The organism is Mycolicibacter longobardus, assembly GCF_002102265.1.
Classification (GTDB): Bacteria; Actinomycetota; Actinomycetes; order Mycobacteriales; family Mycobacteriaceae; genus Mycobacterium; species Mycobacterium longobardum.
Genome location: NZ_LQPG01000014.1, coordinates 79,311 through 103,336, shown reverse-complemented (window position 1 = coordinate 103,336; position 24,026 = coordinate 79,311). Strand labels below are relative to the sequence as shown.

At 68.3% G+C, this 24,026-nt stretch carries 25 protein-coding genes; 14 read left to right on the top strand and 11 right to left on the bottom strand.

Annotation, left to right across the window (positions count from 1 at the left end; all coding sequences use genetic code 11):
- The first annotated feature begins 109 nt into the window (after positions 1–109).
- From AWC16_RS08115 to AWC16_RS08105, 3 genes are read left to right on the top strand one after another with little or no spacing between them, the layout of a single operon-like run.
- Entirely contained in the window at positions 110–1,282 is a 1,173-nt protein-coding gene (locus tag AWC16_RS08115) for a PPE family protein (RefSeq protein WP_085264232.1), read from the top strand.
- Positions 1,283–1,301: 19 nt separating this feature from the next.
- Entirely contained in the window at positions 1,302–2,660 is a 1,359-nt protein-coding gene (locus tag AWC16_RS08110) for a PPE family protein (RefSeq protein WP_085264231.1), read from the top strand.
- A 44-nt stretch (positions 2,661–2,704) separates the two neighbouring features.
- On the top strand, positions 2,705–3,046 hold the full coding sequence (locus tag AWC16_RS08105; protein WP_085264230.1) for a DUF732 domain-containing protein: 342 nt from the start codon (positions 2,705–2,707) through the stop codon (positions 3,044–3,046).
- A gap of 8 nt (positions 3,047–3,054) precedes the next feature.
- On the opposite strand, the gene AWC16_RS08100 is transcribed toward AWC16_RS08105, so the two are convergent.
- Positions 3,055–3,621 (bottom strand): class I SAM-dependent methyltransferase, encoded by a 567-nt coding sequence (locus AWC16_RS08100; RefSeq protein ID WP_165759187.1) that lies wholly within the window; start codon positions 3,619–3,621, stop codon positions 3,055–3,057.
- Between the two features lie 59 nt (positions 3,622–3,680).
- Between AWC16_RS08100 and AWC16_RS08095 the strand changes: the two genes are divergently transcribed.
- Positions 3,681–5,048: a DNA polymerase IV gene (locus AWC16_RS08095; protein ID WP_085264266.1), complete on the top strand. Its 1,368-nt coding sequence runs from the start codon at positions 3,681–3,683 to the stop codon at positions 5,046–5,048.
- Positions 5,049–5,055: 7 nt separating this feature from the next.
- Here the strand turns inward: AWC16_RS08095 and AWC16_RS08090 are convergent, their stop codons facing one another.
- Positions 5,056–5,511 carry a hypothetical protein gene (locus tag AWC16_RS08090; RefSeq protein WP_085264229.1) on the bottom strand — a complete coding sequence of 152 codons (456 nt, stop codon included), beginning with the start codon at positions 5,509–5,511 and terminating at the stop codon, positions 5,056–5,058.
- A gap of 3 nt (positions 5,512–5,514) precedes the next feature.
- Positions 5,515–6,459: an asparaginase gene (locus AWC16_RS08085; RefSeq protein WP_109561329.1), complete on the bottom strand. Its 945-nt coding sequence runs from the start codon at positions 6,457–6,459 to the stop codon at positions 5,515–5,517.
- A 41-nt stretch (positions 6,460–6,500) separates the two neighbouring features.
- Here AWC16_RS08085 and lspA point away from each other — a divergent pair, with 41 nt between their 5' ends.
- Both lspA and AWC16_RS08075 read left to right on the top strand, forming a co-directional pair.
- On the top strand, positions 6,501–7,133 hold the full coding sequence (gene lspA / locus AWC16_RS08080; protein WP_085264227.1) for a signal peptidase II: 633 nt from the start codon (positions 6,501–6,503) through the stop codon (positions 7,131–7,133).
- Positions 7,134–7,140: 7 nt separating this feature from the next.
- Positions 7,141–8,061, top strand: a complete 921-nt coding sequence (locus AWC16_RS08075; protein ID WP_085264226.1) for an RluA family pseudouridine synthase — start codon at positions 7,141–7,143, stop codon at positions 8,059–8,061.
- Between the two features lies 1 nt (position 8,062).
- Here AWC16_RS08075 and AWC16_RS08070 read toward each other — a convergent pair whose 3' ends face one another.
- Positions 8,063–8,824: a class I SAM-dependent methyltransferase gene (locus tag AWC16_RS08070; protein WP_207572281.1), complete on the bottom strand. Its 762-nt coding sequence runs from the start codon at positions 8,822–8,824 to the stop codon at positions 8,063–8,065.
- 8 nt (positions 8,825–8,832) lie between these two features.
- A complete protein-coding gene (locus tag AWC16_RS08065; RefSeq protein WP_085264264.1) occupies positions 8,833–9,060 on the bottom strand; it encodes a dodecin family protein in 228 nt (75 codons plus the stop codon).
- Between the two features lie 134 nt (positions 9,061–9,194).
- Between AWC16_RS08065 and dnaE the strand changes: the two genes are divergently transcribed.
- The 3 genes from dnaE (at position 9,195) to AWC16_RS08050 (ending at position 13,709) form a co-directional block, all read left to right on the top strand.
- Positions 9,195–12,746, top strand: a complete 3,552-nt coding sequence (dnaE, locus tag AWC16_RS08060; RefSeq protein ID WP_085264225.1) for a DNA polymerase III subunit alpha — start codon at positions 9,195–9,197, stop codon at positions 12,744–12,746.
- 139 nt (positions 12,747–12,885) lie between these two features.
- On the top strand, positions 12,886–13,326 hold the full coding sequence (locus tag AWC16_RS08055; protein WP_085264224.1) for a hypothetical protein: 441 nt from the start codon (positions 12,886–12,888) through the stop codon (positions 13,324–13,326).
- Positions 13,323–13,709 (top strand): DUF5615 family PIN-like protein, encoded by a 387-nt coding sequence (locus tag AWC16_RS08050; RefSeq protein ID WP_085264223.1) that lies wholly within the window; start codon positions 13,323–13,325, stop codon positions 13,707–13,709. The genes AWC16_RS08055 and AWC16_RS08050 overlap by 4 nt, the downstream gene beginning before the upstream one ends.
- Before the next feature lie 25 nt (positions 13,710–13,734).
- On the opposite strand, the gene AWC16_RS08045 is transcribed toward AWC16_RS08050, so the two are convergent.
- Both AWC16_RS08045 and AWC16_RS08040 read right to left on the bottom strand, forming a co-directional pair.
- Positions 13,735–16,071 (bottom strand): hypothetical protein, encoded by a 2,337-nt coding sequence (locus AWC16_RS08045; protein ID WP_085264222.1) that lies wholly within the window; start codon positions 16,069–16,071, stop codon positions 13,735–13,737.
- A 1-nt stretch (position 16,072) separates the two neighbouring features.
- Complete coding sequence (locus AWC16_RS08040; protein ID WP_085264221.1) at positions 16,073–16,399, bottom strand: hypothetical protein; 327 nt, start codon at positions 16,397–16,399, stop codon at positions 16,073–16,075.
- Between the two features lie 489 nt (positions 16,400–16,888).
- Here AWC16_RS08040 and AWC16_RS08035 point away from each other — a divergent pair, with 489 nt between their 5' ends.
- On the top strand, positions 16,889–17,656 hold the full coding sequence (locus AWC16_RS08035) for a hypothetical protein (protein ID WP_133055922.1): 768 nt from the start codon (positions 16,889–16,891) through the stop codon (positions 17,654–17,656).
- 29 nt (positions 17,657–17,685) lie between these two features.
- Here the strand turns inward: AWC16_RS08035 and AWC16_RS08030 are convergent, their stop codons facing one another.
- Positions 17,686–18,519, bottom strand: coding sequence for a class I SAM-dependent methyltransferase (locus tag AWC16_RS08030; RefSeq protein ID WP_085264219.1), 834 nt, complete (start codon positions 18,517–18,519; stop codon positions 17,686–17,688).
- 99 nt (positions 18,520–18,618) lie between these two features.
- Between AWC16_RS08030 and AWC16_RS08025 the strand changes: the two genes are divergently transcribed.
- Together AWC16_RS08025 and fadD11 are read left to right on the top strand one after the other, a co-directional pair.
- Positions 18,619–19,404: an enoyl-CoA hydratase/isomerase family protein gene (locus AWC16_RS08025; RefSeq protein WP_085264218.1), complete on the top strand. Its 786-nt coding sequence runs from the start codon at positions 18,619–18,621 to the stop codon at positions 19,402–19,404.
- Between the two features lie 26 nt (positions 19,405–19,430).
- Complete coding sequence (gene fadD11, locus AWC16_RS08020; RefSeq protein WP_085264217.1) at positions 19,431–21,251, top strand: fatty acid--CoA ligase FadD11; 1,821 nt, start codon at positions 19,431–19,433, stop codon at positions 21,249–21,251.
- Positions 21,252–21,257: 6 nt separating this feature from the next.
- On the opposite strand, the gene AWC16_RS08015 is transcribed toward fadD11, so the two are convergent.
- Positions 21,258–21,467, bottom strand: a complete 210-nt coding sequence (locus AWC16_RS08015) for a hypothetical protein (RefSeq protein ID WP_085264216.1) — start codon at positions 21,465–21,467, stop codon at positions 21,258–21,260.
- A gap of 89 nt (positions 21,468–21,556) precedes the next feature.
- Here AWC16_RS08015 and AWC16_RS08010 point away from each other — a divergent pair, with 89 nt between their 5' ends.
- Together AWC16_RS08010 and ilvA are read left to right on the top strand one after the other, a co-directional pair.
- Complete coding sequence (locus AWC16_RS08010; protein ID WP_085264215.1) at positions 21,557–21,994, top strand: nitroreductase family deazaflavin-dependent oxidoreductase; 438 nt, start codon at positions 21,557–21,559, stop codon at positions 21,992–21,994.
- A 28-nt stretch (positions 21,995–22,022) separates the two neighbouring features.
- On the top strand, positions 22,023–23,345 hold the full coding sequence (gene ilvA, locus AWC16_RS08005) for a threonine ammonia-lyase IlvA (protein ID WP_409370660.1): 1,323 nt from the start codon (positions 22,023–22,025) through the stop codon (positions 23,343–23,345).
- A 6-nt stretch (positions 23,346–23,351) separates the two neighbouring features.
- Here the strand turns inward: ilvA and AWC16_RS08000 are convergent, their stop codons facing one another.
- Together AWC16_RS08000 and AWC16_RS07995 are read right to left on the bottom strand one after the other, a co-directional pair.
- Positions 23,352–23,765 carry a PIN domain-containing protein gene (locus AWC16_RS08000; RefSeq protein ID WP_207572280.1) on the bottom strand — a complete coding sequence of 138 codons (414 nt, stop codon included), beginning with the start codon at positions 23,763–23,765 and terminating at the stop codon, positions 23,352–23,354.
- The gene (locus AWC16_RS07995) at positions 23,752–23,976 is read right to left on the bottom strand and encodes a hypothetical protein (RefSeq protein WP_207572279.1); all 225 of its coding nucleotides are present in this window, start codon (positions 23,974–23,976) and stop codon (positions 23,752–23,754) included. The genes AWC16_RS08000 and AWC16_RS07995 overlap by 14 nt, the downstream gene beginning before the upstream one ends.
- Between the last annotated feature and the right edge of the window lie 50 nt (positions 23,977–24,026).

The window sequence follows — 24,026 nt, the reverse complement described above, 5'->3', positions numbered from 1 at the left end:
AGTTCATACGAGCCGCAGTGCGCGGCTGGTGCTGACCCACCCGGCTTACCAGCGAGTTCCCAGGTAAGCCGGGTGGGTCGGTTCATGACACGGCCCGAAGGGGGTACTCATGGATTTCGGGGCACTACCGCCGGAAGTCAACTCCGCGCGGATGTATTCGGGTCCCGGCGCGGCGCCGTTGTTGGCCGCCGCCGCGAACTGGGCGGCGATGGCGACGGAATTGCACTACACGGCGACGTCGTATGACGCGGTGATCACCGAACTGGCGGACTCGGCCTGGCAGGGCCCCTCGGCGGCCTCGATGGCGGCAGCGGCAGCGCCGTACGCGGCGTGGATGAAGGCCACCGCGGTGGGCGCCGAGGAGACCGCGCTCAAGGCCGCCGCTGCGGCCGGTGCCTACGAGGCGGCCTTCGCCGCCACCGTGCCGCCACCGGTGATCGCCGCCAACCGCGCCCTGCTGGCGTCGCTGGTCGCGACCAACCTGCTGGGGCAGAACGCTCCGGCGATCGCGGCGACCGAAGCGCAGTACGCCGAGATGTGGGCGCAGGACGCGGCCGCGATGTACACCTACGCCGGCTCGTCGGCGGCGGCCAGCCAGTTGGAGCCCTTCAGCGCCGCACCGGAGACCACGAATGCCGGCGGACAGGTCAGTCAGTCGGCGGCGGGCACCAACGCGCTGCAGGATGCGGCCGGCGTTGTCCTGGACGACTACCAGGCCATCCTGAAGACCCTCACCAATATCATCAGCACCGCGAACGGACCCTACGGTCTCAACCTCACCAACTCGCTGCGGAGCGCCTATCAGATGGCCATCAGCATCCCGGCTGTGGCGATGGCGCTGGGAAACCTGGGAACCACACTCAACCCGAAGCCGATCGTGGGCGCCTTGGCGCCGCTGCTGGCCAGCCCCCTGCTCAGCGGTTCGCACACCGTTCCGGCGGCGGCGTCGGGGGTGCTCGGCCGAGCCGGTCTGGTCGGACGGCTGTCGGTGCCGGCGAACTGGGCGGCCGCTGTTCCTGCGGCCAAGACCGCCGCCGTGGCGTTGCAGGCCGGCGTGCTCGAGGCCGCACCGGCCCTGGCCGCGAACGGCGAGGGTGTGCTGGCCGGCCAGATGGCCCTGTCCAGCCTGGCCGGGCGCGCCCTGGGCACCCCGGTGCGTCAGGCCGCGGGCGCCACCACCACCCGCGCCATCAGTGCCATCAGCCACGTCACGAATCCCCAGACCGGCCCGGATATCGCCACGACGGCCACCGTCATCGTCATCCCTCCGATCGCGAAGTAGCGGAAAGCAGGTCGCGTTCATGGTTTTTCAGAGTTTCGCCGCGCAACCCCCGGAGGTCATCTCCGGGCAGATGTATTCGGGGCCGGGCGCTGACCCGCTGCTCGCCGCCGCGGCGGCATGGTCGGGCCTGGCGACCGAACTGCATTCCGCCGCATCCTCCTACGAGGCGGCGCTCGCGGGGCTCAGCGGCGGTTGGCAGGGGCCGGCAGCGGCGGCCATGGCGGCCGCTGCCGCTCCGTATGTGAGCTGGCTGTCGACCACGGCCACGCAAGCCGAACAGACCGCCGCCCAGGCGAGCGCCGCAGCCAGCGCCTATGAGTCGGCCTTTGCGGGAATCGTGCCGCCCCCGGCGATCGCCGCCAACCGCAGTCAACTGGCCGCATTGGTGTCGACGAACATCCTGGGGCAGAACAGCACCGCGATCGCAGCGGTCGAAGCGGAATACGGCCGAATGTGGGCGCAGGATGTCGCCGCGATGCTCGGCTATGCCGGCTCGTCGGCGGCGGCGGCCGATCTGACCACGTTCACCGCGGCGCCGCAGACCACCAGCGGCGGCGATGCGGGGAGCGCGGAGGCGGGGGCTGCCCAGCTCGCGGCCGCCTCGACTCCGCACGAGGTCCTGCAGGAGATCCTGCGGCAGATCAATTCACTCACCTCGGGTTACAACGACGGGTGGCGGAGCCTCATCGACGGCATCACGGGCAGCCCCGCGGCGACATCGTTGTGGGAGACCCACCTCGGAGCGGCCAACGGCGTCATTGGTCAGACCGCGTGGGTCAACGCGACCCATGGCACGACGAACCTGGGTATCAGCCAGTTCCGGAGCATCTACAAGGCGCCGGTGGTGGCAATCCCGAAATCTGCGCTCGGCGGCGGTCTGACCAGTTCCGGACTGACAGCGGGCGCGGGTCTGCACTCGGCTGCGGGGGCCGCTGCGGGCAGCGCGATGCGGGTGGGAGCGCTCTCGGTTCCGCCGAACTGGGCCAGTGCGACCTCGGCGATCCAGCTGGCCTCCACCTCGGTGCCCCAGAGCGCCCTGGCTGCGGCCCCGGCGGCGGGATCCGCGCCCGGCATGCTTGCGCCGGCCGCCCTGGGCAGCGCTGCCGGCGGTGCGCTGGGCGCCCCGGCCACCCGGACGGTCGCGCCGGCGGCCCGGGTGGTGTCGACCAACCTCAACGACCGCGACGCACCGGTCCCACTCGATCAGGTGATCGCGCAACTGCAACAGACGCCGGATGTGGTGCAGCATTGGCACGTCGATCAGGCCGGGCTAGACGAGCTGGTGGCCAAGTTGTCGCTGAAGCCGGGGATCCATGCCGTGCATGTGCTCGATGACGAGGACGGCGCGCTGGCCGGATCGCAATCCGCGCTCGGCTAGCGCGGCGCCGTCTGAAACGACGTCGACTTCCCAAGGAGGACCGTGTGAAACTGTTGTTCGTTCCGCTTGTCGCGACCGCGGCCATCGCTGTCGCCGCACCTGGGCATGCCGAACCCGGCGTCGTCGCGAGCGCGGTCGACAATGCGGAGTTCGTCGCATCGCTTCAGCAGATCGGCATAACCTTCGCCGACCCCGCCCAGGCCGTTTCGGCCGCCGAAGCGGTCTGCGGGTTGGCCGCCAATGGTGAGACGGGTCTGGAACTGCTCAACGACATCACTGACGCCAACCCGGCGCTCAGTGTCCCCGATGCGGCCAGGTTCGCAGCGATCGCAGCGAAATCATATTGCCCACAACAACTTCAAAAGGGCGGCGGCGGATCCAAGTAGCGCTCCCGTCAGGGCTTGACGGCCACCCAGCGTTGTCGGCCGTACGCGGTGGCCACGTGCACATCCCGGAAACCTTTGCTGCGCAGCCGGTCCGGCAATGTCTCGGGAGAGACCGGGTTGTAGGTGTCGCGGAAATGCAGCGCACGGAACACCGTTGAGTGCACGCCATCGCTGCCGGCAAAGACCGCGCCGGGCCTGAGCACGCGAAAGGCCTCGGCGAACAGTTGGTCCTGCAATGCGGGAGTCGGAACGTGATGCAGCATCGTGAAACACACCACGGAACTGAATTCGTCTGCGGGCAGACCGGTATCGGTACCGTCGCCGTTGATGATGCGGGCCTGTGCCCCGTACTTCTCCTGCAGTCGTCGCGTCATCGGTGGGTCGATCTCGACTGCAGTCAGCCGGGGCGTCATGTCCACCAGGCACCTCATGTTGGCCCCGTAGCCCGGGCCGATCTCCAGGGTGCTGTCGCCGAGGTCCACGTCTGCCAGCGCCCACGGCAGGAGTTCACGCTCGACGCTGCGGGCCCAGTACCGGGAACTGCAGCACAGCCGGTGCACCAGATTCATCGCCATGGTCCGACACTAGTTTCCCGATGCCGGCGACACGGGGCGCACTCAATAGGCTGTACGTCGTGGACGGCCGCTGGGTCCTGCACCTGGACATGGACGCCTTCTTCGCCTCGGTTGAGCAACTGACCCGCCCGACGCTGCGGGGCCGGCCGGTGCTGGTCGGCGGGCTGGGAGGCCGGGGCGTGGTGGCCGGGGCCAGCTACGAGGCCCGGGTCTTCGGCGCCCGCTCGGCGATGCCGATGCACCAGGCGCGCCGGCTGGTGGGTGCTTCGGCGGTGGTGTTGCCACCCCGCGGGGCGGTGTACGGGGTGGCCAGCCGCCGGGTCTTCGAGACCGTGCGAGCGGAGATTCCGGTTGTCGAGCAGCTGTCCTTCGACGAGGCGTTCGGTGAACCGGCCGAGCTGGCCGGAGCCGGCCGGGATGAGGTCCTGCGGTTCTGTGAACACTTGCGACGCCGGGTGCGGGAGGAGACCGGCCTGGTGGCCTCGGTCGGGGCGGGGTCGGGCAAGCAGATCGCCAAGATCGCTTCCGATCTGGCCAAGCCCGACGGGGTGCGGGTGGTCAGCCGTGCCGAGGAACGACTGCTGCTGGACGGCCTGCCGGTACGCCGGCTGTGGGGGATCGGGCCGGTCGCCGAGGAGAAGTTGCACCGGCTGGGCATCGCGACGATCGGGCAGTTCGCCGCGCTGACCGACTCCGAGGTCGCCGACATTCTGGGCGCCACGGTCGGCCCCGCTCTGCACCGGCTGGCCCGGGGGATCGATGACCGCCGGGTCGCCGAACGCGCCGAGGCCAAACAGATCAGCGCCGAATCCACGTTCGCCACCGACCTGACCACCTTGGCGCAGCTGCGGGCCGAGATCGGCCCGATCGGTGAACACGCCTACCGCAGACTGCTGCGCGACGGTCGCGGAGCCCGCACCGTGACGGTGAAGCTCAAGAAGGCCGACATGAGTGTGCTGACCCGCTCGGCCACCCTGCCCTATGCCACCACCGACGCCGGCGTACTCACGTCGGCGGCCGACCGGCTGCTGCTCGATCCCCAGGAGGTCGGTCCCATCCGGCTGCTCGGGGTGGGGTTCTCCGGGCTGACCGATGTCCGCCAGGAGTCGCTGTTCCCGGATCTGGAGTTCGGCGAGTCGGTACCCGATTCCCCGGAAACGCTGTCGCCGGAGCCGGTTTCGAGGCCGGTGTCAGGACAGGCTGCGGTGTCGTGGCGGGTCGGTGACGACGTCTCCCACGGCGATTTCGGGCATGGCTGGGTGCAGGGGGCCGGCCACGGCGTGATGACGGTGCGATTCGAGACCCGCAGTTCGGGCCCGGGCCTGGTCCGGACCTTCCCGGTCGACGAACCCGGGATCAGCCGGGCCGACCCCGTCGACAGCCTGGACTGGCCGGACTACCTCGCCAGCCCGGAGGAGCCCGCCTGAGGGCGAGTCACCACAGCACCCCGTAGACGCTGGAGAGGGTGAATCCGTGGTGGCCGTAGCCCTTGCAGGTCACCGTGCCCTGGTAGCCGACGGCGCAGCTGGAGCCCCAGTTCTCGAGTCGATGGCCCTCGGGCAGCACGTCGACGTCTCGGGTGAAGGACGCGACGTCGGTGTGGCGGTATGCCGCGGGCACGCCACCGGCTTCGATGACGGTCTGGTTGGCCCCGGCGGGAGCATCCATGGGCACCGCGTCGCAGCCGATCGGCCCGCCGTTGGGGCCAATACCGCATGAGCGGCCGTCGGGCGTCTTGAAGAACACCCAGTAGAAGTCGTTCGGCGACGAGTACCGGCCGGTGGCCACCGGGTAGCCATCGCCGGCGTCTGCACCGGGCGGCGGCTCGGCATGAGCGATGCCGGCGCCACCGAGAACGGCCGCCACGAGGAAGGGGAGAACTCGGGACATGCCTCAGCCCCACCGGCCGAAGACGTCGCCGACCGGCTGCCCGGCCGCCAGCGCCGCCATCAGCAGGACCCGGGCCTGCGGGGGCCGCAACCGCGGCACCATCACCGCACCGGCGTCCACCAGGGCACGGCCCGGCCCGTAGTCCGGGCCCACCCGACCGCCGGGCACCCGGCTGGACACCGCGACCGCCAGTCCCTGCCGGCAGTGTCGGCGCACCCCCTCGATTACCGCCGGCCCGGCATTGCCCCCACCCAACGCCTCCAGCACCACGCCGCGCGCACCGGCGGCCACGCAGGCGTCCAGGGCGACCGCATCCGCCCCGGCGTAGAGCGCGACGACGTCCACCCGGGGTGTGCCGACCGCGTGCAGGTGCGGGCGGATCTTGTCGTCGGCCAACTGCACGTGTCCGGCGGCCACCGTGCCCAGCCGCGGACCGGCGAAACCGGTCAGGTCGGTGGTGGTCACTTTGTGCAGCCCCAGTGCGGCCAGCACCTGCCCGGCGAAGCACACCAGCACCCCCAGCCCCTGTGCCGCCGGGTCGGCGGTCAGGGCCAGGGCGTCGCGCAGGTTGCCCGGCCCGTCAGCGTCGGGCGCATCCGCACCGCGCTGGGCCCCGGTCAGCACAACAGGAGCGTCCCCGGTGTAACCGAGTTCCAGCCACAGCGCGGTCTCTTCGCAGGTGTCGGTGCCGTGGATCACCACGACCCCGTCGGCGCCCCCGGCCACGGCGTCGCGCACCGCGGTGAGGATCCGGTCCCAGTCGGCCGGGCCCAGCTCCGAGCTGTCCCGCGCCATCAGATCCACCACGGTCACATCGGCGCCGCCGGCAGTGCTGGCGGTGGCCACCAGATCCGCGCCGTGCCGGGAGGGGCGCAGCACCCCGCGGTCGTCCGTGCTCGACGAGATGGTTCCGCCGGTGGCGATGACCGTGAGGCGCTTGGACACCATGCCGCGATCATGCCGCACGCGGGTTAAGGGATGATGGGGGCGTGACTGACGAGACAACCGACTCGACCGAGTCGGCGGTTGACCCGGTATCGGAGCCGGCCGCACCGCCCCGGCGGCTGAGACTGCTGCTGTCGGTGGCCGCGGTGGTGCTGATGGCCGACGTCGTCACCAAGGTGCTGGCGGTGAAGATGCTCACCCCCGGACAGCCCGTGTCGATCATCGGCGACACCGTGACCTGGACCCTGGTCCGCAACTCCGGTGCCGCGTTCTCGATGGCCACCAGCTACACCTGGGTGTTGACGCTGATCGCCAGCTCGGTGGTGCTCGGCATCATCTGGATGTCGCGTCGCCTGGTGTCGCCGTGGTGGGCGGTGGGGCTCGGCATGATCCTCGGCGGGGCGCTGGGAAACCTGGTGGACCGGTTCTTCCGGGCGCCGGGTCACCTGCAGGGCCACGTCGTCGACTTCTTGTCGATCGGCTGGTGGCCGGTGTTCAACGTCGCGGACCCCGCGGTGGTGGGCGGTGCGATCCTGCTGGTGGGGCTGTCGGTGTTCGGCTTCGACTTCGACACCGTCGGGCGGCGCCAGGTGAACCGCGCGGACGACGATGCGGAGCGCAGCGACGCTGAGGAGCCGCGCCAAGTGAGCGCGGCCGGCGACGGCGAGCAATCCTGATGCGGCTGTGACGGAACGATCCATGCCGGTCCCGGAGGGGCTGGCCGGCATGCGGGTCGACGCCGGACTGGCCCGACTGTTGGGCCTGTCACGGACCGTGGTCGCGACCCTGGCCGAGAACGGTGACGTCGAATTGGACGGATCACCGGTGGGCAAGTCCGATCGGCTGGCCGCCGGTGCGTGGCTGCAGGTGCGGCTGCCCGAGGCCCCGCCCCCGCTGGAGAACACCCCGGCCGAGGTCGAGGGCATGACGATCCTGTACTCCGACGCCGACATCGTTGCCGTCGACAAGCCCGCCGGGGTGGCCGCGCATGCGTCGGTGGGCTGGAGCGGGCCCACCGTGCTGGGTGGGCTGGCCGCGGCCGGCTACCGGATCACCACCTCAGGGGTGCCGGAACGCCAGGGCATCGTGCACCGTCTGGATGTCGGCACCTCCGGGGTGATGGTGGTGGCGATCTCCGAACGCGCCTACACCGCGCTCAAACGCGCCTTCAAGGCCCGCACTGTCGAAAAGCGCTACCACGCGCTGGTGCAGGGCCATCCGGACCCGTCCAGCGGCACCATCGACGCACCGATCGGCCGGCACCACGGGCCGGACTGGAAATTCGCGGTCACCGCGGACGGCCGGCACAGCATCACCCACTACGACACGCTGGAGGCGTTCGTGGCCGCCAGCCTGCTCGACGTGCACCTGGAAACCGGCCGCACCCACCAGATCCGGGTGCATTTCTCGGCCCTGCGCCATCCGTGCTGCGGTGACCTGACCTACGGCGCGGATCCGACGCTGGCCCGCAAGCTCGGCCTGGAACGTCAATGGCTGCATGCCCGCTCGCTGGCGTTCGCCCATCCCGGCGACGGACGGCGCATGGAGATCACCAGCGAATACCCAGCCGATCTGCAGCACGCCCTGGACGTCCTGCGGCGCTGAGTCAGCGCGCCGGCTTGCGGGCCTCGATGAGCACCCGCGTGGCGTGCGCGACGAACGGGCCCCGCGCCTCGATGAGTTCGTGCAACTCACGCAGCCGGTCCAGATGGCCTTCGACGGTGAAGCCCGGCACGATCCAGATCACCTTGCGCAGGAAGTAGATCACCGACCCGACGTCGAAGAACTCCACCCGCAGCCGCTCCATGCGCGCGTCCACCGGATGCAGGCCGACGGCTCGGGCCTCGGCGACCTGACCCGCCACATCCGACGCGGCGTGCCGGGCGGCGGGCGGTGCGTCGAAGTAGTCGGCCAGCTCACCGACGGTGCCCGGCCCGATGTGCTGAGCCAGGTAGCCACCGCCCGGCTTGAGTACCCGGGCGATCTCCGACCACCACACCACAATCGGGTGTCGACTGGTGACCAGGTCGAACGCCTCATCGGCGAACGGCAGCGGCGGGTGATCCGGCGTCACCACCACCACGACACCCCGCGGATGCAGCAGCTGCGTGGCGCGAGCGGCATTCGGCGGCCACGACTCGGTGGCGGCCATGGCGGGCGGGAACGCCTCGGCGCCGGCCAGGACTTCGCCGCCGCCGGTCTGCAGGTCGAGGCCGGCCGTCGCTGCCGCGAGCCGATGACTCATCAGCCGCTGATAACCCCACGATGGGCGCTCTTCGGTGGCCCGACCGTCCAGCCAGGAGAAATCCCAGCCATCGACCGGCGCGGCGACGGCCTCGGCTACCAGCTCGTCGAAGCTCCGCGGCATCGGCGCCGTCAGTCGGCGTCGTTCGCCGACTTGGGCGGCCGGATCTTGAAAGAGATCCGCAGCTTGGTGCGGTAGATGATCCCGCCCTTGTCGTCGAGGGTGAGGTCCTGCTCGACGACCTGAGCGACGCGGATGTCGTCGATGGTCTGCTTGGCCCGGTGCACCGCTTCGGCCGCGGCGTTCTCCCAGGACGACGGGCTGGTCCCGATGATGTCGATCACCCGGTACACGCTCATGTATGAATCTCCTCCGCTTCAGCCGAATCTCAACGTAGTGCACGGGGGCGGCCGCTGTCCCGGGAAGGTCGCAGAGACACACCCACCACGACACGCCGAGATCGGTCGGTGCGCGGCCATAGACTGGCGGTCCTATGGACAGTTCATCTTCGCGGTCCTTCGTGCACCTGCATAACCACACCGAGTACTCGATGCTCGATGGCGCGGCGAAGATCGCCCCCATGCTGGCCGAGGCGCAGCGCCTCGAGATGCCCGCGATCGGGATGACTGACCACGGAAACATGTTCGGCGCCAGCGAGTTCTACAACGCGGCCACCAAGGTCGGCATCAAGCCGATCATCGGGGTGGAGGCGTACATCGCGCCCGCTTCCCGGTTTGACACCCGCCGGATCCACTGGGGCGATCCCGGCCAGAAGAGCGACGACGTCTCCGGCAGCGGCTCCTACACCCACCTGACCATGGTCGCCGAGAACGCCACCGGGCTGCGCAACCTGTTCAGGCTGTCCTCGCTGGCCTCCTTCGAGGGTCAGCTCGGCAAGTGGTCGCGGATGGACGCCGAGATCATCGCCGAGCACGCCGAGGGCATCATCGCCACCACCGGCTGCCCGTCCGGTGAGGTGCAGACCCGGCTGCGCCTGGGCCAGGAGCGCGAGGCGTTGGAGTCGGCCGCGAAGTGGCGGGAGATCTTCGGCGCCGAGAATTATTTCCTGGAGGTGATGGACCACGGGCTGTCCATCGAGCGCCGGGTGCGCGACGGGCTGCTGGAAGTCGGTCGCAAGCTCGGCATCCCGACGTTGGCCACCAACGACTGCCACTACGTCACCCGCGACGCCTCGCAGAACCATGAGGCCCTGCTGTGCGTGCAGACCGGCAAGACATTGTCGGACCCCACCCGGTTCAAGTTCGACGGCGACGGCTACTACCTGAAGTCGGCCGCTGAGATGCGCGCGCTCTGGGACGATGTGCTGCCCGAGGCGTGCGACTCCACCCTGCTGATCGCCGAGCGGGTGCAGTCCTACGCCGACGTCTGGACCCCGCGGGACCGCATGCCGGTGTTCCCGGTTCCCGACGGGCACGATCAGGGCTCCTGGCTTCGGCACGAGGTGCGGGCCGGTTTAGAACGGCGCTTTCCGGCGGGCGTGCCGAGCGAGTACACCGAGCGCGCCGATTACGAGATCGATGTCATCTGCGGCAAGGGATTTCCGTCCTACTTCCTGATCGTCGCGGACCTGATCAACTACGCGCGCTCGATCAACATCCGGGTGGGCCCGGGCCGCGGTTCGGCGGCCGGATCGCTGGTGGCCTACGCGCTGGGCATCACCAATATCGACCCGATCCCGCACGGGCTGCTGTTCGAACGCTTCCTCAACCCGGAACGGCCGTCGGCCCCCGACATCGACATCGACTTCGACGACCGCCGCCGCGGCGAGATGGTGCGCTATGCCGCCGAGCGGTGGGGCAGTGACCGGGTCGCCCAGGTGATCACCTTCGGCACCATTAAAACCAAAGCGGCGCTGAAGGATTCGGCGCGTGTGCACTACGGTCAACCCGGGTATGCCATCGCCGACCGGATCACCAAGGCGCTGCCGCCGCCGATCATGGCCAAGGACATCCCGCTGTCGGGCATCACCGACCCGAACCACGAGCGGTACAAGGAGGCCGCCGAGGTCCGCGGGCTGATCGACACCGATCCCGACGTGCGCACCATCTACGAGACGGCGCGCGGGCTGGAGGGCCTGGTCCGCAACGCCGGCGTGCACGCCTGCGCGGTGATCATGAGCTCCGAGCCGCTGATCGACGCGATCCCGTTGTGGAAGCGTCCGCAGGACGGCGCCATCATCACCGGCTGGGACTACCCGTCGTGTGAGGAAATCGGCCTGCTGAAGATGGACTTCCTGGGCCTGCGCAACCTCACCATCATCGGCGACTGTCTGGAGAACATCAAAGCCAACCGGGGGGTGGATCTGGACCTCGACACTCTGCCCATGGACGACCCGCGCACCTACGAACTGCTGGGCCGTGGTGACACCCTCGGGGTGTTTCAGCTCGACGGCGGCCCGATGCGTGACCTGCTGCGGCGCATGCAGCCCACCGAGTTCAACGACATCGTCGCAGTACTCGCGCTGTACCGGCCCGGCCCGATGGGCATGAACGCCCACAATGACTACGCCGACCGAAAAAACAATCGCCAGGCCATCAAGCCCATCCATCCCGAGCTCGAAGATCCGCTGCGCGACATCCTGTCGGAGACCTACGGCCTGATCGTCTACCAAGAGCAGATCATGTTCATCGCCCAGAAGGTGGCCTCCTACTCGATGGGCAAGGCCGATGCGCTGCGTAAGGCCATGGGCAAGAAGAAGCTTGAAGTGCTGGAGGCCGAGTACAAAGGCTTCTACGAGGGGATGACGGCCAACGGGTTCTCCGAACGTGCCGTAAAGGCGTTGTGGGACACCATCCTTCCGTTTGCCGGCTATGCGTTCAACAAGTCGCACGCCGCCGGCTACGGCCTGGTGTCGTACTGGACCGCCTACCTGAAGGCCAACTACCCGGCCGAATACATGGCGGGCCTGTTGACTTCGGTCGGCGACGACAAGGACAAGGCCGCGGTGTACCTGGCGGACTGTCGCCGGTTGGGCATCACCGTGTTGCCGCCCGACGTCAACGAATCCGAGCTGAACTTCGCCTCGGTGGGCGCCGACATCCGCTATGGGCTGGGCGCGGTGCGCAACGTCGGTGCGAACGTCGTCGGGTCGCTCATCGCCACCCGGACGCGCAAGGGCCGGTTCACCGATTTCTCGGACTACCTGAACAAAATCGACATCGCCGCCTGCAACAAGAAGGTCACCGAGTCCTTGATCAAGGCCGGCGCCTTCGACTCGTTGGGGCATCCGCGCAAGGGCCTGTTCCTGGTGCACACCGACGCCGTCGACTCGGTGCTGGGCACCAAGAAGGCCGAGGCGATGGGGCAGTTCGACCTGTTCGGCGGCGGCGAGGGCGAAAGCGTGGCCACCGACGCGGTTTTCGGCATCAAGGTGCCGGATGAGGAGTGGGCCGACAAGCACAAACTGGCCCTGGAGCGGGAGATGTTGGGGCTCTATGTCTCCGGGCATCCGCTCAACGGCATCGCGCATCTGCTGGCCGCCCAGGTCGACACGCAGATTCCCGCGATCCTGGAGGGCGATATCGCCTCTGACACCCAGGTGCGGGTCGGCGGAATTCTGGCATCGGTGAACCGCCGGGTGAACAAGAACGGCCTGCCCTGGGCCTCAGCGCAACTGGAGGACCTCACCGGCGGCATCGAGGTGATGTTCTTCCCGCAGACCTACTCGGCCTACGGCGCCGAGGTGGTCGACGACGCCGTCGTGCTGGTCAGCGCCAAGGTGAACATCCGCGATGACCGGATCTCTTTGATCGCCAACGAGCTGGTGGTTCCCGACTTCTCAGCCAACGCCGCGGACCGGCCGTTGGCGGTCAGCCTGCCGACCCGGCAGTGCACCATGGACAAGGTCAGCGCACTCAAGCAGGTACTGACCCGGCATCCGGGAACCGCGCAGGTGCAGCTGCGGTTGATCAGCGGCGAGCGGATCACGGTGCTGGAACTGGATCCCTCGCTGCGGGTGACGCCGTCCTCGGCGCTGATGGGGGACTTGAAGGCGCTGCTGGGGCCGGGTTGCCTGGGCGGGTAGAGCGCGCACCGGCGCGATTCTTCGTCTGTCAGTCCATGGGCAGAACTGACACGCCGCGGCGGCATCATCAGCCAGAGCTAGCTTGCCCGGGTGTTTTGGCGGGTAGCGCACGTCTACTACCGATAACTACAATGTAGCCATGGGTAGTCCCACGTCTGTTCGTTTCGATGCCGATGTCGCCGCCCGCCTGGCTCGATTCGTGGCGGCGCACCCCGGACTGAGCGCATCTGCGGCGACCAACCAACTGGTGGACGAGGCGTTGCGCGTCCAGGAACACCCGTTGATCGTGTTTCGCGACGGGCCGGCCGGACGTCGGGCGGGACTAGTTGGCGGGCCCGACGTATGGGAGGTCGCGCGGGCGTTGCGTAGCGCGCGTAGCGCGGAGCCCGACCTCGATCCGGCGGCCCTGGTGGCGCTGGTCAGTGAGACGAGCGGGGTAGAGGCCAGGTTGATCCACGCCGCGATCGCTTACCAGGCGGCCTTCCCCGCCGAGATCGACGGCTGGATTGCCCGGGCAGAGGCCGAGGCGGCCGAGGCCCAGCTGCGCTGGCGGCGTGAGCAAGAGTTACTCGGTCGGTGACCGCGCGGCTGCTTCTCGACGAGATGTTCCATCCGCGCGTGGCAACCGAGTTGAACGCCCGCGGCCACGACTGTCTGGCGGTGGCCACCGACTCTGCGCTGCGTGGAGCTGCGGATGCGGACCTTGTGCAACGCGCCGTCGATGACGACCGCACCCTGGTCACCAACAATGTTGTCGATTTCGAGCGGCTACGGCGCCAACGCAGTGCAGCGGGGGAGGCCGTGCCCCAGCTGATCTATACCTCGGACATTGCTTTCCCGCGCAACCGCCGTTTCATCGGGCGCCTGATCGCTGCCCTCGATGAGGTGTGCCGCAGCGACGCGACGACCACGGCCGGCGGTGTCTGGTGGCTCGAACCGGCCACTGAGCGCGATGCGACCTGATCTGCCGTTGCGGTCTTGGCACGCCCTATTTCCCGGGTATCGAGGTGGGCAGGCCCGGGACCACGCCGACCAGCTCGCGCCAGTGCCCGAGCACCCGAAACGTTCGCCGGCAGATCGGGTTGAAGGACACACATCGCGACGTGATGAAGCGGTCGGCGTTGGCGTTCTCCACCGCGACCCGCAACTCGAATTCATAGGCCGTGGTGGCGTCGGTGGTCAGGGTCAGGCCAAGACCGGACTGGCTGAACGTATAGCCCACCCCGTCGATCTGTTCCGCGCCGACCGCGGGATCGAGCAACGTCCGGTTGATCCACCACGTCACCGATCGGACATCGATGATGTGGTCGACGACTGCGGTGAACACCGCGGTGCGCTGCCGCAGGACGAGAATGACGGCCAGCCGGCGCGGGAGGGCGTCGGACATGGCGATCGGCCGACGGTCAGCGAGGACCAGCAGTTCGCTGGCCGGCAGTGAGACCCGCGCATCACGCGAGCGCAGTTGCACCTGGGCGCTGCCACCCAGCGTCCCCTCCAGCGCTGCCATCTCCTCCAGCCGGGACACCTCGGCCGCCGGCAAGGGCGCGCCGGGTGCACTGGTGGTGCGAGAGAGCAACGGTGTCAGTTTGGCCGGCAATGCGGTCCGGGGCTGATGCGGGGCGCGGGTGATGACGGTGTCCACATCGATCTTCCCGTCGAGCACCACCGGACCGTGTGTGCGTGGCGGGCAGGCGAAATCACCCAGTATCCGCACTGTCGGGTCGGCGACGCCGAACGTCTTGTACCGCAGCGTCACCGTGTCGTCGTCGAGGTCGATGGCCTGGATCAGGGCGATCCTGCGCTCATTGGTGCGGACCGCGTACACCGACAGGCTGGGGGCGAAGAACTCGATGTCGGGCAGGATCGGCAGGTTGATGACCGCCAGGTGCCCGAGCTCACTGACCGGGATCAGCCGGCGGGAATACCTCAGCCCGTAGAGCCGGTATCGCGGGATCGCGCCGAACCGGATGTCATTGGTGTCGGCGATGCGCGTCACGCACAGCGCTTCCAGGCTCGCCCGGGTGCCGCCGCCGGTCCAGCGCAGATCGGCTCCGTCCACGACGCCGCCGACCGCGCCGTTGTCCAGGTCCAACTGCTGGCCGGGGCGAAGCCGCACGACGCCCTGGCACCGCACCGGTGCGGTGTCGGTGACGACGACACGGCAGCCGACGCCGATGTCGTCGACGAACGCGTTCTGAAACAGCAGATTGAAGCCGATCGCGGGAACGTTCACCGACGGGGTGGCGGAGTTGATCGCGGAGGTGACGGTGTCCGCGACGGTGTTGACCACGTCTTCGACCGTCGAGGTCACCAGGTGCAACAGCACCGGCAGCAGGACGGCGCCGACGATGCCGCCGAGCAGCGCACCGAGGACCGCGGCACCGAGCCAGCAGTACCAGGGGACATCGATGTCCATGTCGGGGTCGGAGAGGTCGGCATCGACGCGAAGTTCACCGTTGCGCACCTCGAGCCGGAAGTTCCCGCCGAAATCCGCGCTGGCGTCATAGCACGTCCCGCTCTTCTCCACCCGCGAGCGCACCTGTATGAAGCCGTCCTCGAGCGTGAAATCGAGCCGGGTCAGCCTGACGTCTTCGTCGTGGTCGATCACGACGGAGCGGGTGAGGTGACCGTCCTCGAAATCGCCTGGTGCCAAGCCGATCCCGGCTTCGATAGCGGGCTCCATCAGTCGCAGCAGCCAGCCGAACCCCATCATCAGGGTGGCGGTGCTGCCGTCCGGGATCGCACTCGTGGTCAGGTTCGCGAGACTGCCGGGGGTGCCGCCGCCGTAGGTGACGCACACGGCGAACGCGTTCTCGCCGACGGCGCCGTCGATGATCTTTACGTCCAGCCGGGTGGGGGTGAGGGTGGATGCATTCGGGTCGGTGCTGACCGTCATGGCCACCGGAAGCGGTATCGCCGCAACGGTGTTGCGCAGGTAGTCCGACAGCGCGGTGGTGTCCGCCGGGGCTGATCCGATGGTCCCGGACAGATGGTAGAGCCGGTCGCGCAGGTTCAGCCGGACCTGGTTGAGCCCGGGGGTGCCCCGGTCGACGTCGACCCCGGCGATCAGCCGGAGCCGCCACGCGACGCCGAGCGTTGCGGTGAGCTGGATGTCGACGGCATCGGTCTGCGCGGCGGTGAGCACCGAGCCGGCTGGGCGGTCGAGACTGACGGACACGTTGAATCCCTCGCAGGGGATGGCCAGCAGGTTCAGCAGCGTGCACAGGAAGTCGCTGGTGTCGAAGAAGACGCCGAGCAGTTCCTGCAATGGGGTTTCGGAGAACTCCATCACCAGGTCGAACCCGGCGCTTTGCTGACCGGCCATCTCAGCGCTTTCGGCCGACGATCCGAATCTTGGCCCGGGGGGTGATGGTCTGCCCGTTGGGCAGGCCCACCGGGCGGGCCGTTAGGTCCCCGATGCGATTGGCGTCGGGCAGTCGCAGCCGGTGAGCTATCGCCGCGGGAACCGGAATCTTCAGGCGCCGTAGCACTGCGCTCGGATCGGCCAGAAACGCTTTGGTGGCAGCGGGATCGGCCAAGTGGTCGAGGAGGCGCTTCTCGTGCTCGGCCAACTCTTCGACCGCGGCGGTGAACTCGTCATCGTCGGTGACGCCCGGCTCGGGCGTGTCAGATCCGCAACATCCGTCGTTCAAGGGAAACTTCCTGGTGGCCAGTGGCCCAGACGGTAAGTCTAAACCCGGGGCCGTGGCCGCGGAATGGCCTGACGTGGGAGAGTTTATGGCGCGATCGACGGCTCTGTGCCGTCGTCTGACCCCGCCGCGTCCCACAGCCGACTGCCAGGTTCAACCTCTACATAACGTTAACGTCCGTTCTCAATAACAACTTCGCATCACTCATGTAACGTCTGGAACTTCCCACACAGCCTGTGTGGCATGGGCAAGGTGATGTTTCTGATGTCAAGCAAGACGGGTCGTGTCGCTGCTCGGGGGGAGCGGCTGTCGGCCTCGACTTCGACCCCCGGTACGTTCGGCACCACGTGGTCGGGGTCTCAGCGCTGAGATACCTCAACCTTTACCAAAGGTTTAAATTAAATTAAGATGTCAATCCTGTAACGCCAGAGTAACGTCTGGTCACCAGAGCGTTCACAGGTACGCATGTGCAACAAGAACACGGAGGCAATCATGTGGGTTTCGCGTCGTCTTCTAACCCTGCTCGGGGTCGGCGCCGCCGCTGCCTTCGCCGCGCTCGTGCTGCCGATGTCGGCCGCCCACGCCGCGGGGGAAGGCAGCGGACCGCCTCCCCTGCCCGGGTGGGGCGGGGGCCCCTATGAGACCTGCAACGGGGCGGTCTGCCTGGTGATGGAGGACCTGACCCGGGAAAGCGTGGCTAGAGACTGGACGTATGAGGGCATCCGTCCGTTCATCACCGACTGGAAGGGCGACCAGGCCTACAACGTTGTGTACTCCCCGGAGGATGCCGAGGCGATCCAGGCGGGTACCTACAACATCAAGATCGAAGACTTCTGGAACTCGTTCTACTCCACCTCGGCCTACCAGTTCGGTGACTTCGTGGTGAATCCGGACCTGCCCGAAGACTTCAACCTCAGCGCCTTGGGCCAGTTCGGTTACCTGTCGGGGTCGTCGATCTACGTGATCAACATCGGCGACTTCACCAACCTGACGATGAACGGGATCGGGCCGCACGACATGAACTACTGGGTCATGTCTGCCGGCGACTTCACCTACACCGTGGCGACCGACCCCACCACCTTCACCTCCGCGGGATACTTCGAGATCGGAGACGACGGGCCGGTTCAGCTGTGGAACAGCCTGTTCCACCCGTGGGTTCCCAATGTGCCGGACTACCTGATCCCGAACGATCCGTTCGCCCTGCTCGACTTCGACCCGGCCGACTTCTTCAACGGGGGGGCGTTGGCCACGCTGTTCTGACCGGGGCCTCGCTGTTCTGACCCAGCGGTTCAGAACTTGTAGCGCAGTACCCGGGCCTTGCCGGCCGCCGCTTTGAATCGGCCGGCAAGCCGGGTCATCGCGCGGGCAGCCCCGGGAAACGAGTCGACCTCGGCGGCGTGCGCCAGGCAGGCCTGCTCGACCAGACGCAGTCGTGGGTCCCACCGCTCGGGGGTGTGCGGGTCGGTGAAGCCGGGATTGGCCCAGACGTGGCGAAGCACGCTGAACATTCCCCGGGGAGCCAGCTTCATGGCCAGCGAGCTCATCGCGCCGACCCGGCCGTAGTCGTTGAAGGCCAGCTCGCCGGTCCCGAAGTAGTCGATGACGTGACCGATCAGCGCGATGACCTGCGGTTCGGACAGAAAGGCGAACAGGCCGTCGGCGATCACCATGGTGGGTCGCCCGACCGGGATGCCGGCTGTCCAGTCTGTGCCAGTCAGATCGGCTGCAATGGCGTGCTCGGCGCGCTGAGCCGGCACCACCTTGTCGCGCAGCGCGATCACGTTTGGCAGGTCGATGCTGTACCAGTCGACGCCGGCCGGCGGGCTCACCCGTGCCAGCGGTTCGTTGATCCCGGCGCCGAGGTCGACCACCACCGCGTCCGGATTCGCGGCGGTGTATTTGCGCACCCGCTCGTCGAGCATCTTGGCGCGCAAGGCGGTTTGGCGCACCACGCTGGCCGGGATCCGGAAAGCCTCGAAGTCGTAGTCGATCAGGCCGACCACCCGCTCGGAGAACTCGTCACCGAGGATCGGAGTGGGTGCGCGATTGTCGAGTGCGCGGGCGTACGCGGTGAGGAACGCGGTCTGCTCGACCAGGCTGAACTCGGTGACGGCGATCGACATAGGGCTCACCGTAAGCGATGGCGGCCGATCGGACACGCAGGGGCAAAACCCGCGTCAATCCCGCATCGGGGCCACGGCGGCGCCGCTAACGTCAACGGAATGGAATCGCAGCAGGCCACCACCATCGCGGTGGTGGCCGATGGTGATCGGGGCTCGATCACCCTGAATCGCCCGGACAAGCTCAATCCCCTGAGCACGGTGACCCTCGATGAGCTGGTGGCGGCGGCGCGCTGGTTCGACGCGCGGCCCACGGTGAAGGTCGTGGTGGTCGCGGGAAACGGCCGGGCGTTCTCGGCCGGTGCGGACCTTGCCGCGTTCGTGGCCGCCGCCGACGGTGCCGCAGCCATGCGGGAGGCCGCCGACGCCGGACGGCGGATGGCGGATGCCGTCGAGGCCATGCGCGCGGTGACCGTGGCGCGCCTGCACGGGCACTGCGTGGGCGGTGGCGTGGTGCTGGCCGCGGCCTGCGACCTGCGGGTGGCCGCCGAGGACACCCGGTTTTCGATCCCGGAGGTCGACCTGGGCATCCCGCTGGCCTGGGGCGGCATCCCGCGACTGGTCCGCGAGATCGGCCCGGCGCTCACCAAGGAGCTGGTGATGACCTGCCGGCCGTTCGGCGCCGACGAGGCGAAGTCGTCGGGGTTCGTCAACCGGGTGGTGCCCGAGGCCGACCTGGACGCCGAGATAGCGCAGTTGGTCGGCCAGCTGGTCGCCAAGTCCGCGCTCACCCTGGGCGGCACCAAGCGCCAGGTCAATGCGGTGACCGAAGGCATGGTGGGGACCGCACGCAGCTGGAACGACGCCGACGCACTGGTGACGGCGCTTCACGACACCGAGTCGCGGGCCTCGGCCATGGCATATCTGGAACGGGTCCATCGCCGCTGAGGTGCGGCCGGGAGCAGGAGGAACAGATGACGCAGACACCGCGGGCGGCCACGCTGTGCGAGGCGTTTCAGCGCACGGCCGCGATCGATCCGGACGCCGTCGCGGTGCGCACGGTCGGCGGCGGGCAGACGCTGACCTGGCGTGACTACGCCGCGCAGGTGCGTCAGGTGGCGGCCGGGCTGGCCGGGCTCGGAGTGTGCCACGGCGACACGGTGTCTCTGATGATGGCGAACCGGCTGGAGTTCTACCCGCTGGAGGTCGGCGCCCAGCACGTGGGCGCCACGTCGTTCTCGGTGTACAACACCCTGCCCCCCGAGCAGCTCGGGTATCTGTTCGACAACGCCGGGACCAAGGTCGTCATGTGCGAGGCCGCCTACGTCGAAACGATCCGGGCCAGCGGTGCGCCCGTCGAACACATCGTGTGCGTCGACGGCAACCCGGACGGCACCTTGTCGGTCGAGGATCTGCTGGCCGCGGGAGCGGACGACTTCGACTTCGAATCCTCCTGGCGGGCAGTGCAACCCGACGACGTCGTCACGCTGATCTACACCTCCGGGACCACCGGCCTGCCCAAGGGGGTGGAGATGACGCACACCAACCTGCTGTTCGAGGCGGCCGCCCTCGATGCGGTGCTCGGGGTGCGCTTCGGTGACCGGATCACCTCCTACCTGCCCTCGGCGCACATCGCCGACCGGGCGATGGCGCTCTACAACCAGGAGATCGCCGGGGTGCAGATCACCGTGGTGCCCGACGCCCGCCAGATCGGCGCGGCACTGCCGGATGTGCGGCCCACGATCTGGGGCGCGGTGCCGCGGGTATGGGAGAAGCTCAAGGCCGCAACCGAATTCGCCGTCGCGGGGGAGCCGGACGACAACCGTCGCGCCGCCCTGCAGTGGGCGCTGGCCGTCGGCGGAAAGCGCTCTGCGGCCCTGCTGGCCGGCGATCCGGTTCCCGACGACGTGGCCGCGGAATGGGCGCGGGCCGACGAACTGGTGCTTTCCAAGCTGCGGGCCAGGCTGGGATTGGATGAGCTGCGCTGGGCGGTGTCGGGCGCGGCGCCCATTCCCAAGGAGACCATCGGCTTCTTCGCCGGGATCGGGATTCCGATCTGCGAGGTCTGGGGCATGTCGGAGCTCAGCTGCGTGGCGTCGACCGCGCATCCGCGGGATGCCCGGCTCGGTACGGTCGGAAAGTTGTTGCCCGGGTTGGAAAGCCGCATCGCCTCCGACGGCGAGTTCCTGGTGCGGGGGCCGCTGGTGATGCGGGGGTACCGCAAGGAGCCGGCCAAGACCGCCGAGGCGATCGACTCCGACGGTTGGCTGCATACCGGCGACATCCTCGACGAGGACGCCGACGGCTACCTGCGGGTGGTCGACCGAAAGAAGGAGTTGATCATCAATGCCGCCGGTAAGAACATGTCGCCGGCGAACATCGAGAACGCCATCCTGGCGTCGTGCCCGATGATCGGGGCGATGGTGACCATCGGTGATTCCCGGCCCTACAACACCGCGCTGATGGTCTTCGACGCCGACTCGGTCGCCCCCTACGCGGCCGCCCACGGGCTGTCGGAGGCGACTCCGGCCGCACTGGCGTCCGATCCCCGGGTGATCGCCGAGATTGCAGCGGGGGTGGCCGACGGCAACACCAAGCTTTCGCGGGTGGAACAGATCAAGCGCTTCCGGGTGCTGCCGGCGCTGTGGGAGCCCGGCGGCGACGAGGTGACCCTCACCATGAAGCTCAAGCGCCGGCCGATCGCGGCGAAGTATGCCGATGAGATCGAAGGGCTCTACGCCGACGAACCCGGCCCGCAGGTGCACCAGCCGCGCAGCGCCGAGGCTGTCCGATAGCTGCGTTCAGTGCTGTGAAGGACGCTGCAAGCCCAGCACCAGCCACACCGCGCTGCAGAGGCCGGCGGCGGTCAGCACCGCGGCCGCGGCGCTGGAGGTCACCGCGCCGACGCCCAGCAGGGTGACCAGTCCGACGGCCAGCGCGATCAGCTTGTAGGCCGGCCAGGGCACGCCCGCGATGGGCACTTGCTGTCCGGAATACTCGGCGAGGGCCATGCACCAACGGTACGTGATAACTAATTGTTAGGCCAGCCGAAACCTCATGGTCGGGCAGTCGTGTCGCGCGCCCGGGCTAGGCTGGACGAATGCCTCTGAGCGGAGAATATGCACCCAGCCCCTGGGATTGGTCCCGAGAGAACGCCGAGCAGTACATGGCATCCGGCGGCACCGAGGGTACCGAGCTGAAGGGCATGCCGGTCGTCCTGCTGACCACGGTCGGAGCCAAGACCGGCAAGCTGCGCAAGACCCCGCTGATGCGGGTCGAGCACGACGGCCGGTACGCGATCGTCGCCTCGCTGGGCGGCGCCCCGAAGAACCCGGTCTGGTACCACAACGTCGTCAAGAACCCGCGGGTCGAACTGCAGGACGGAACGGTCACCGGGGACTACGACGCCCGGGAGGTGTTCGGCGATGAGCGGGCGCAGTGGTGGGAACGCGCGGTCGCGGCCTACCCGGACTATGCCGGCTATCAGAAGAAGACCGAGCGTCAGATCCCGGTGTTCGTACTGACCCCGGTGGGCTGAACCCGCTGCTGGGTGACACCATATTGCGGTGTCCGCCGAACTGCGCCAGAACCGGAGTGCTCCCGACTTGGACCCCTCGACAGACCCCGCGAAGGGTCCGTTGACGGCGGCCGACATCGACGCGGCGGCCGAGCGGATCGCCGGCGTGGTGGCACCCACCCCGCTGCAGCACAGCGACCGGCTGTCGGCGCTCACCGGAGCCGACGTGTATTTCAAGCGCGAAGACCTGCAGTCGGTGCGGTCCTACAAGCTGCGTGGCGCCTACAACCTGCTGGTGCAGCTCAGCGAGCAGGAGATCGCCGCCGGCGTGGTGTGCTCGTCAGCCGGCAATCACGCGCAGGGCTTCGCCTACGCCTGCCGCTCGCTGGGCATCCACGGGCGGGTCTACGTGCCGGCCAAGACACCGAAGCAGAAGCGCGACCGGATCCGCTATCACGGCGGGGAATTCATCGAGCTGATCGTGGGCGGGGCGACCTATGATCTGGCCGCGGAGGCGGCCCTGGCCGATGTCGCCCGTACCGGCGCCACCCTGGTGCCACCCTACGACGACCTGCGGACCATGGCGGGGCAGGGCACCATCGCCGTGGAGATACTCGACCAACTCGGAGAGCTCGGCACGGCGCCGGATCTGGTGGTCGTTCCGGTCGGCGGCGGGGGCTGCATCGCCGGCATCACCACCTACCTGGCGGAGCGGACCACCAACTCCGCCGTGCTGGGCATCGAGCCGGCCGGTGCGGCCTCGATGATGGCGGCGCTGGCCGCCGGCGAACTGGTGACCCTGGACCACGTCGACCAGTTCGTCGACGGTGCCGCAGTCAGGCGTGCCGGGGCGCTGCCGTACGCGACGCTGGCCGCGGCCGGTGACATGGTGTCGGTCACCACCGTCGACGAAGGCGCGGTCTGCACCGCGATGCTCGACCTCTACCAGAACGAGGGCATCATCGCCGAGCCCGCGGGCGCCCTGTCGGTGGCCGGCCTGCTGGAGGCCGATCTGGCCCCCGGCTCGACGGTGGTGTGCCTGATCTCCGGGGGCAACAACGACGTCTCCCGGTACGGCGAGATCCTGGAACGCTCGCTGGTGCATCTGGGCCTCAAGCACTACTTCCTGGTGGACTTCCCCCAGGAGCCGGGCGCCCTGCGGCGGTTCCTCGACGAGGTCCTCGGGCCCGGTGATGACATCACCCTGTTCGAGTACGTCAAACGCAACAACCGGGAGACCGGCGAGGCACTGGTCGGCGTGCAACTGAGCTCGGCGGCCGACCTCGACGGACTGCTGTCCCGGATGCGTACCACTGAGATCCATGTCGAGCCTCTGGAGCCGGGGTCGGCTGCATACCGCTACCTGCTGTAGCCGAAGTCAGGTAGCGCGGAACGGGTTTTCCACCCGTACGCCGGCGTAGTCCTGCCCGTCGGCGAGATCTTCGGAGAGGACCACCGCACATCCCAAGGCGCGAGCGGCCTCGAGGATCGCGGCGTCCCAATATGAGATCTCAAATCGTCGATGGCTGTCGAGTGCTGCCAGCATCAGCTCCGAGGTGATCGGCGCGGCGGGAAATCGCAGGAACGATTCCACCAGTGCGGTGCCGTCCTCATGGCTGAGCGCGTCGCTGCGGCTGATCCGGGTGGCTTGGACGTAGAACTCCTGTAGCACCTGCACAGACAGCGCCACATCCCGGGACGCCAGGATCGCGTTTGCTTGGTCGGCTTTGACCTGTTCGTCTGGATCACGCGAAATCGCGTAGAGAAGCACGTTGGTGTCAACGAATCGCACGGTCGTGAACCTCATCGCGGCTGAGCCGATCACTCGCCCGGAACCGGCGGATTCCGCGCTGGACCTGCCGCTGCTTTGCCTCCAGTCGGGCGAACTCCGCCTCGCGCTCGGACAGCGAATTCAGGAATTCGGCAACGAGGCCGCTGACGGACGTGCCGGCTTCTGCGGCGCGAATCCGTGCCTGGCGATATACCGCGTCGGGTACGGCCACGGTGATATTTTTCACTGTTTCACAGTATCACAGAATCTGTGTTGGTGGGG

What these genes read in the sequence shown, in the direction of transcription:
- AWC16_RS08115 (WP_085264232.1), top strand. Translation starts at nt 110, where the DNA reads ATGGATTTCGGGGCACTACCGCCGGAAGTCAACTCCGCGCGGATGTAT.
- AWC16_RS08110 (WP_085264231.1), top strand. Translation starts at nt 1,302, where the DNA reads ATGGTTTTTCAGAGTTTCGCCGCGCAACCCCCGGAGGTCATCTCCGGG.
- AWC16_RS08100 (WP_165759187.1), bottom strand. Translation starts at nt 3,621, where the DNA reads ATGGCGATGAATCTGGTGCACCGGCTGTGCTGCAGTTCCCGGTACTGG.
- AWC16_RS08090 (WP_085264229.1), bottom strand. Translation starts at nt 5,511, where the DNA reads ATGTCCCGAGTTCTCCCCTTCCTCGTGGCGGCCGTTCTCGGTGGCGCC.
- AWC16_RS08085 (WP_109561329.1), bottom strand. Translation starts at nt 6,459, where the DNA reads ATGGTGTCCAAGCGCCTCACGGTCATCGCCACCGGCGGAACCATCTCG.
- AWC16_RS08070 (WP_207572281.1), bottom strand. Translation starts at nt 8,824, where the DNA reads ATGCCGCGGAGCTTCGACGAGCTGGTAGCCGAGGCCGTCGCCGCGCCG.
- AWC16_RS08065 (WP_085264264.1), bottom strand. Translation starts at nt 9,060, where the DNA reads ATGAGCGTGTACCGGGTGATCGACATCATCGGGACCAGCCCGTCGTCC.
- dnaE (WP_085264225.1), top strand. Translation starts at nt 9,195, where the DNA reads ATGGACAGTTCATCTTCGCGGTCCTTCGTGCACCTGCATAACCACACC.
- AWC16_RS08055 (WP_085264224.1), top strand. Translation starts at nt 12,886, where the DNA reads ATGGGTAGTCCCACGTCTGTTCGTTTCGATGCCGATGTCGCCGCCCGC.
- AWC16_RS08045 (WP_085264222.1), bottom strand. Translation starts at nt 16,071, where the DNA reads ATGGCCGGTCAGCAAAGCGCCGGGTTCGACCTGGTGATGGAGTTCTCC.
- AWC16_RS08035 (WP_133055922.1), top strand. Translation starts at nt 16,889, where the DNA reads ATGTGGGTTTCGCGTCGTCTTCTAACCCTGCTCGGGGTCGGCGCCGCC.
- AWC16_RS08030 (WP_085264219.1), bottom strand. Translation starts at nt 18,519, where the DNA reads ATGTCGATCGCCGTCACCGAGTTCAGCCTGGTCGAGCAGACCGCGTTC.
- AWC16_RS08025 (WP_085264218.1), top strand. Translation starts at nt 18,619, where the DNA reads ATGGAATCGCAGCAGGCCACCACCATCGCGGTGGTGGCCGATGGTGAT.
- fadD11 (WP_085264217.1), top strand. Translation starts at nt 19,431, where the DNA reads ATGACGCAGACACCGCGGGCGGCCACGCTGTGCGAGGCGTTTCAGCGC.
- AWC16_RS08015 (WP_085264216.1), bottom strand. Translation starts at nt 21,467, where the DNA reads ATGGCCCTCGCCGAGTATTCCGGACAGCAAGTGCCCATCGCGGGCGTG.
- AWC16_RS08010 (WP_085264215.1), top strand. Translation starts at nt 21,557, where the DNA reads ATGCCTCTGAGCGGAGAATATGCACCCAGCCCCTGGGATTGGTCCCGA.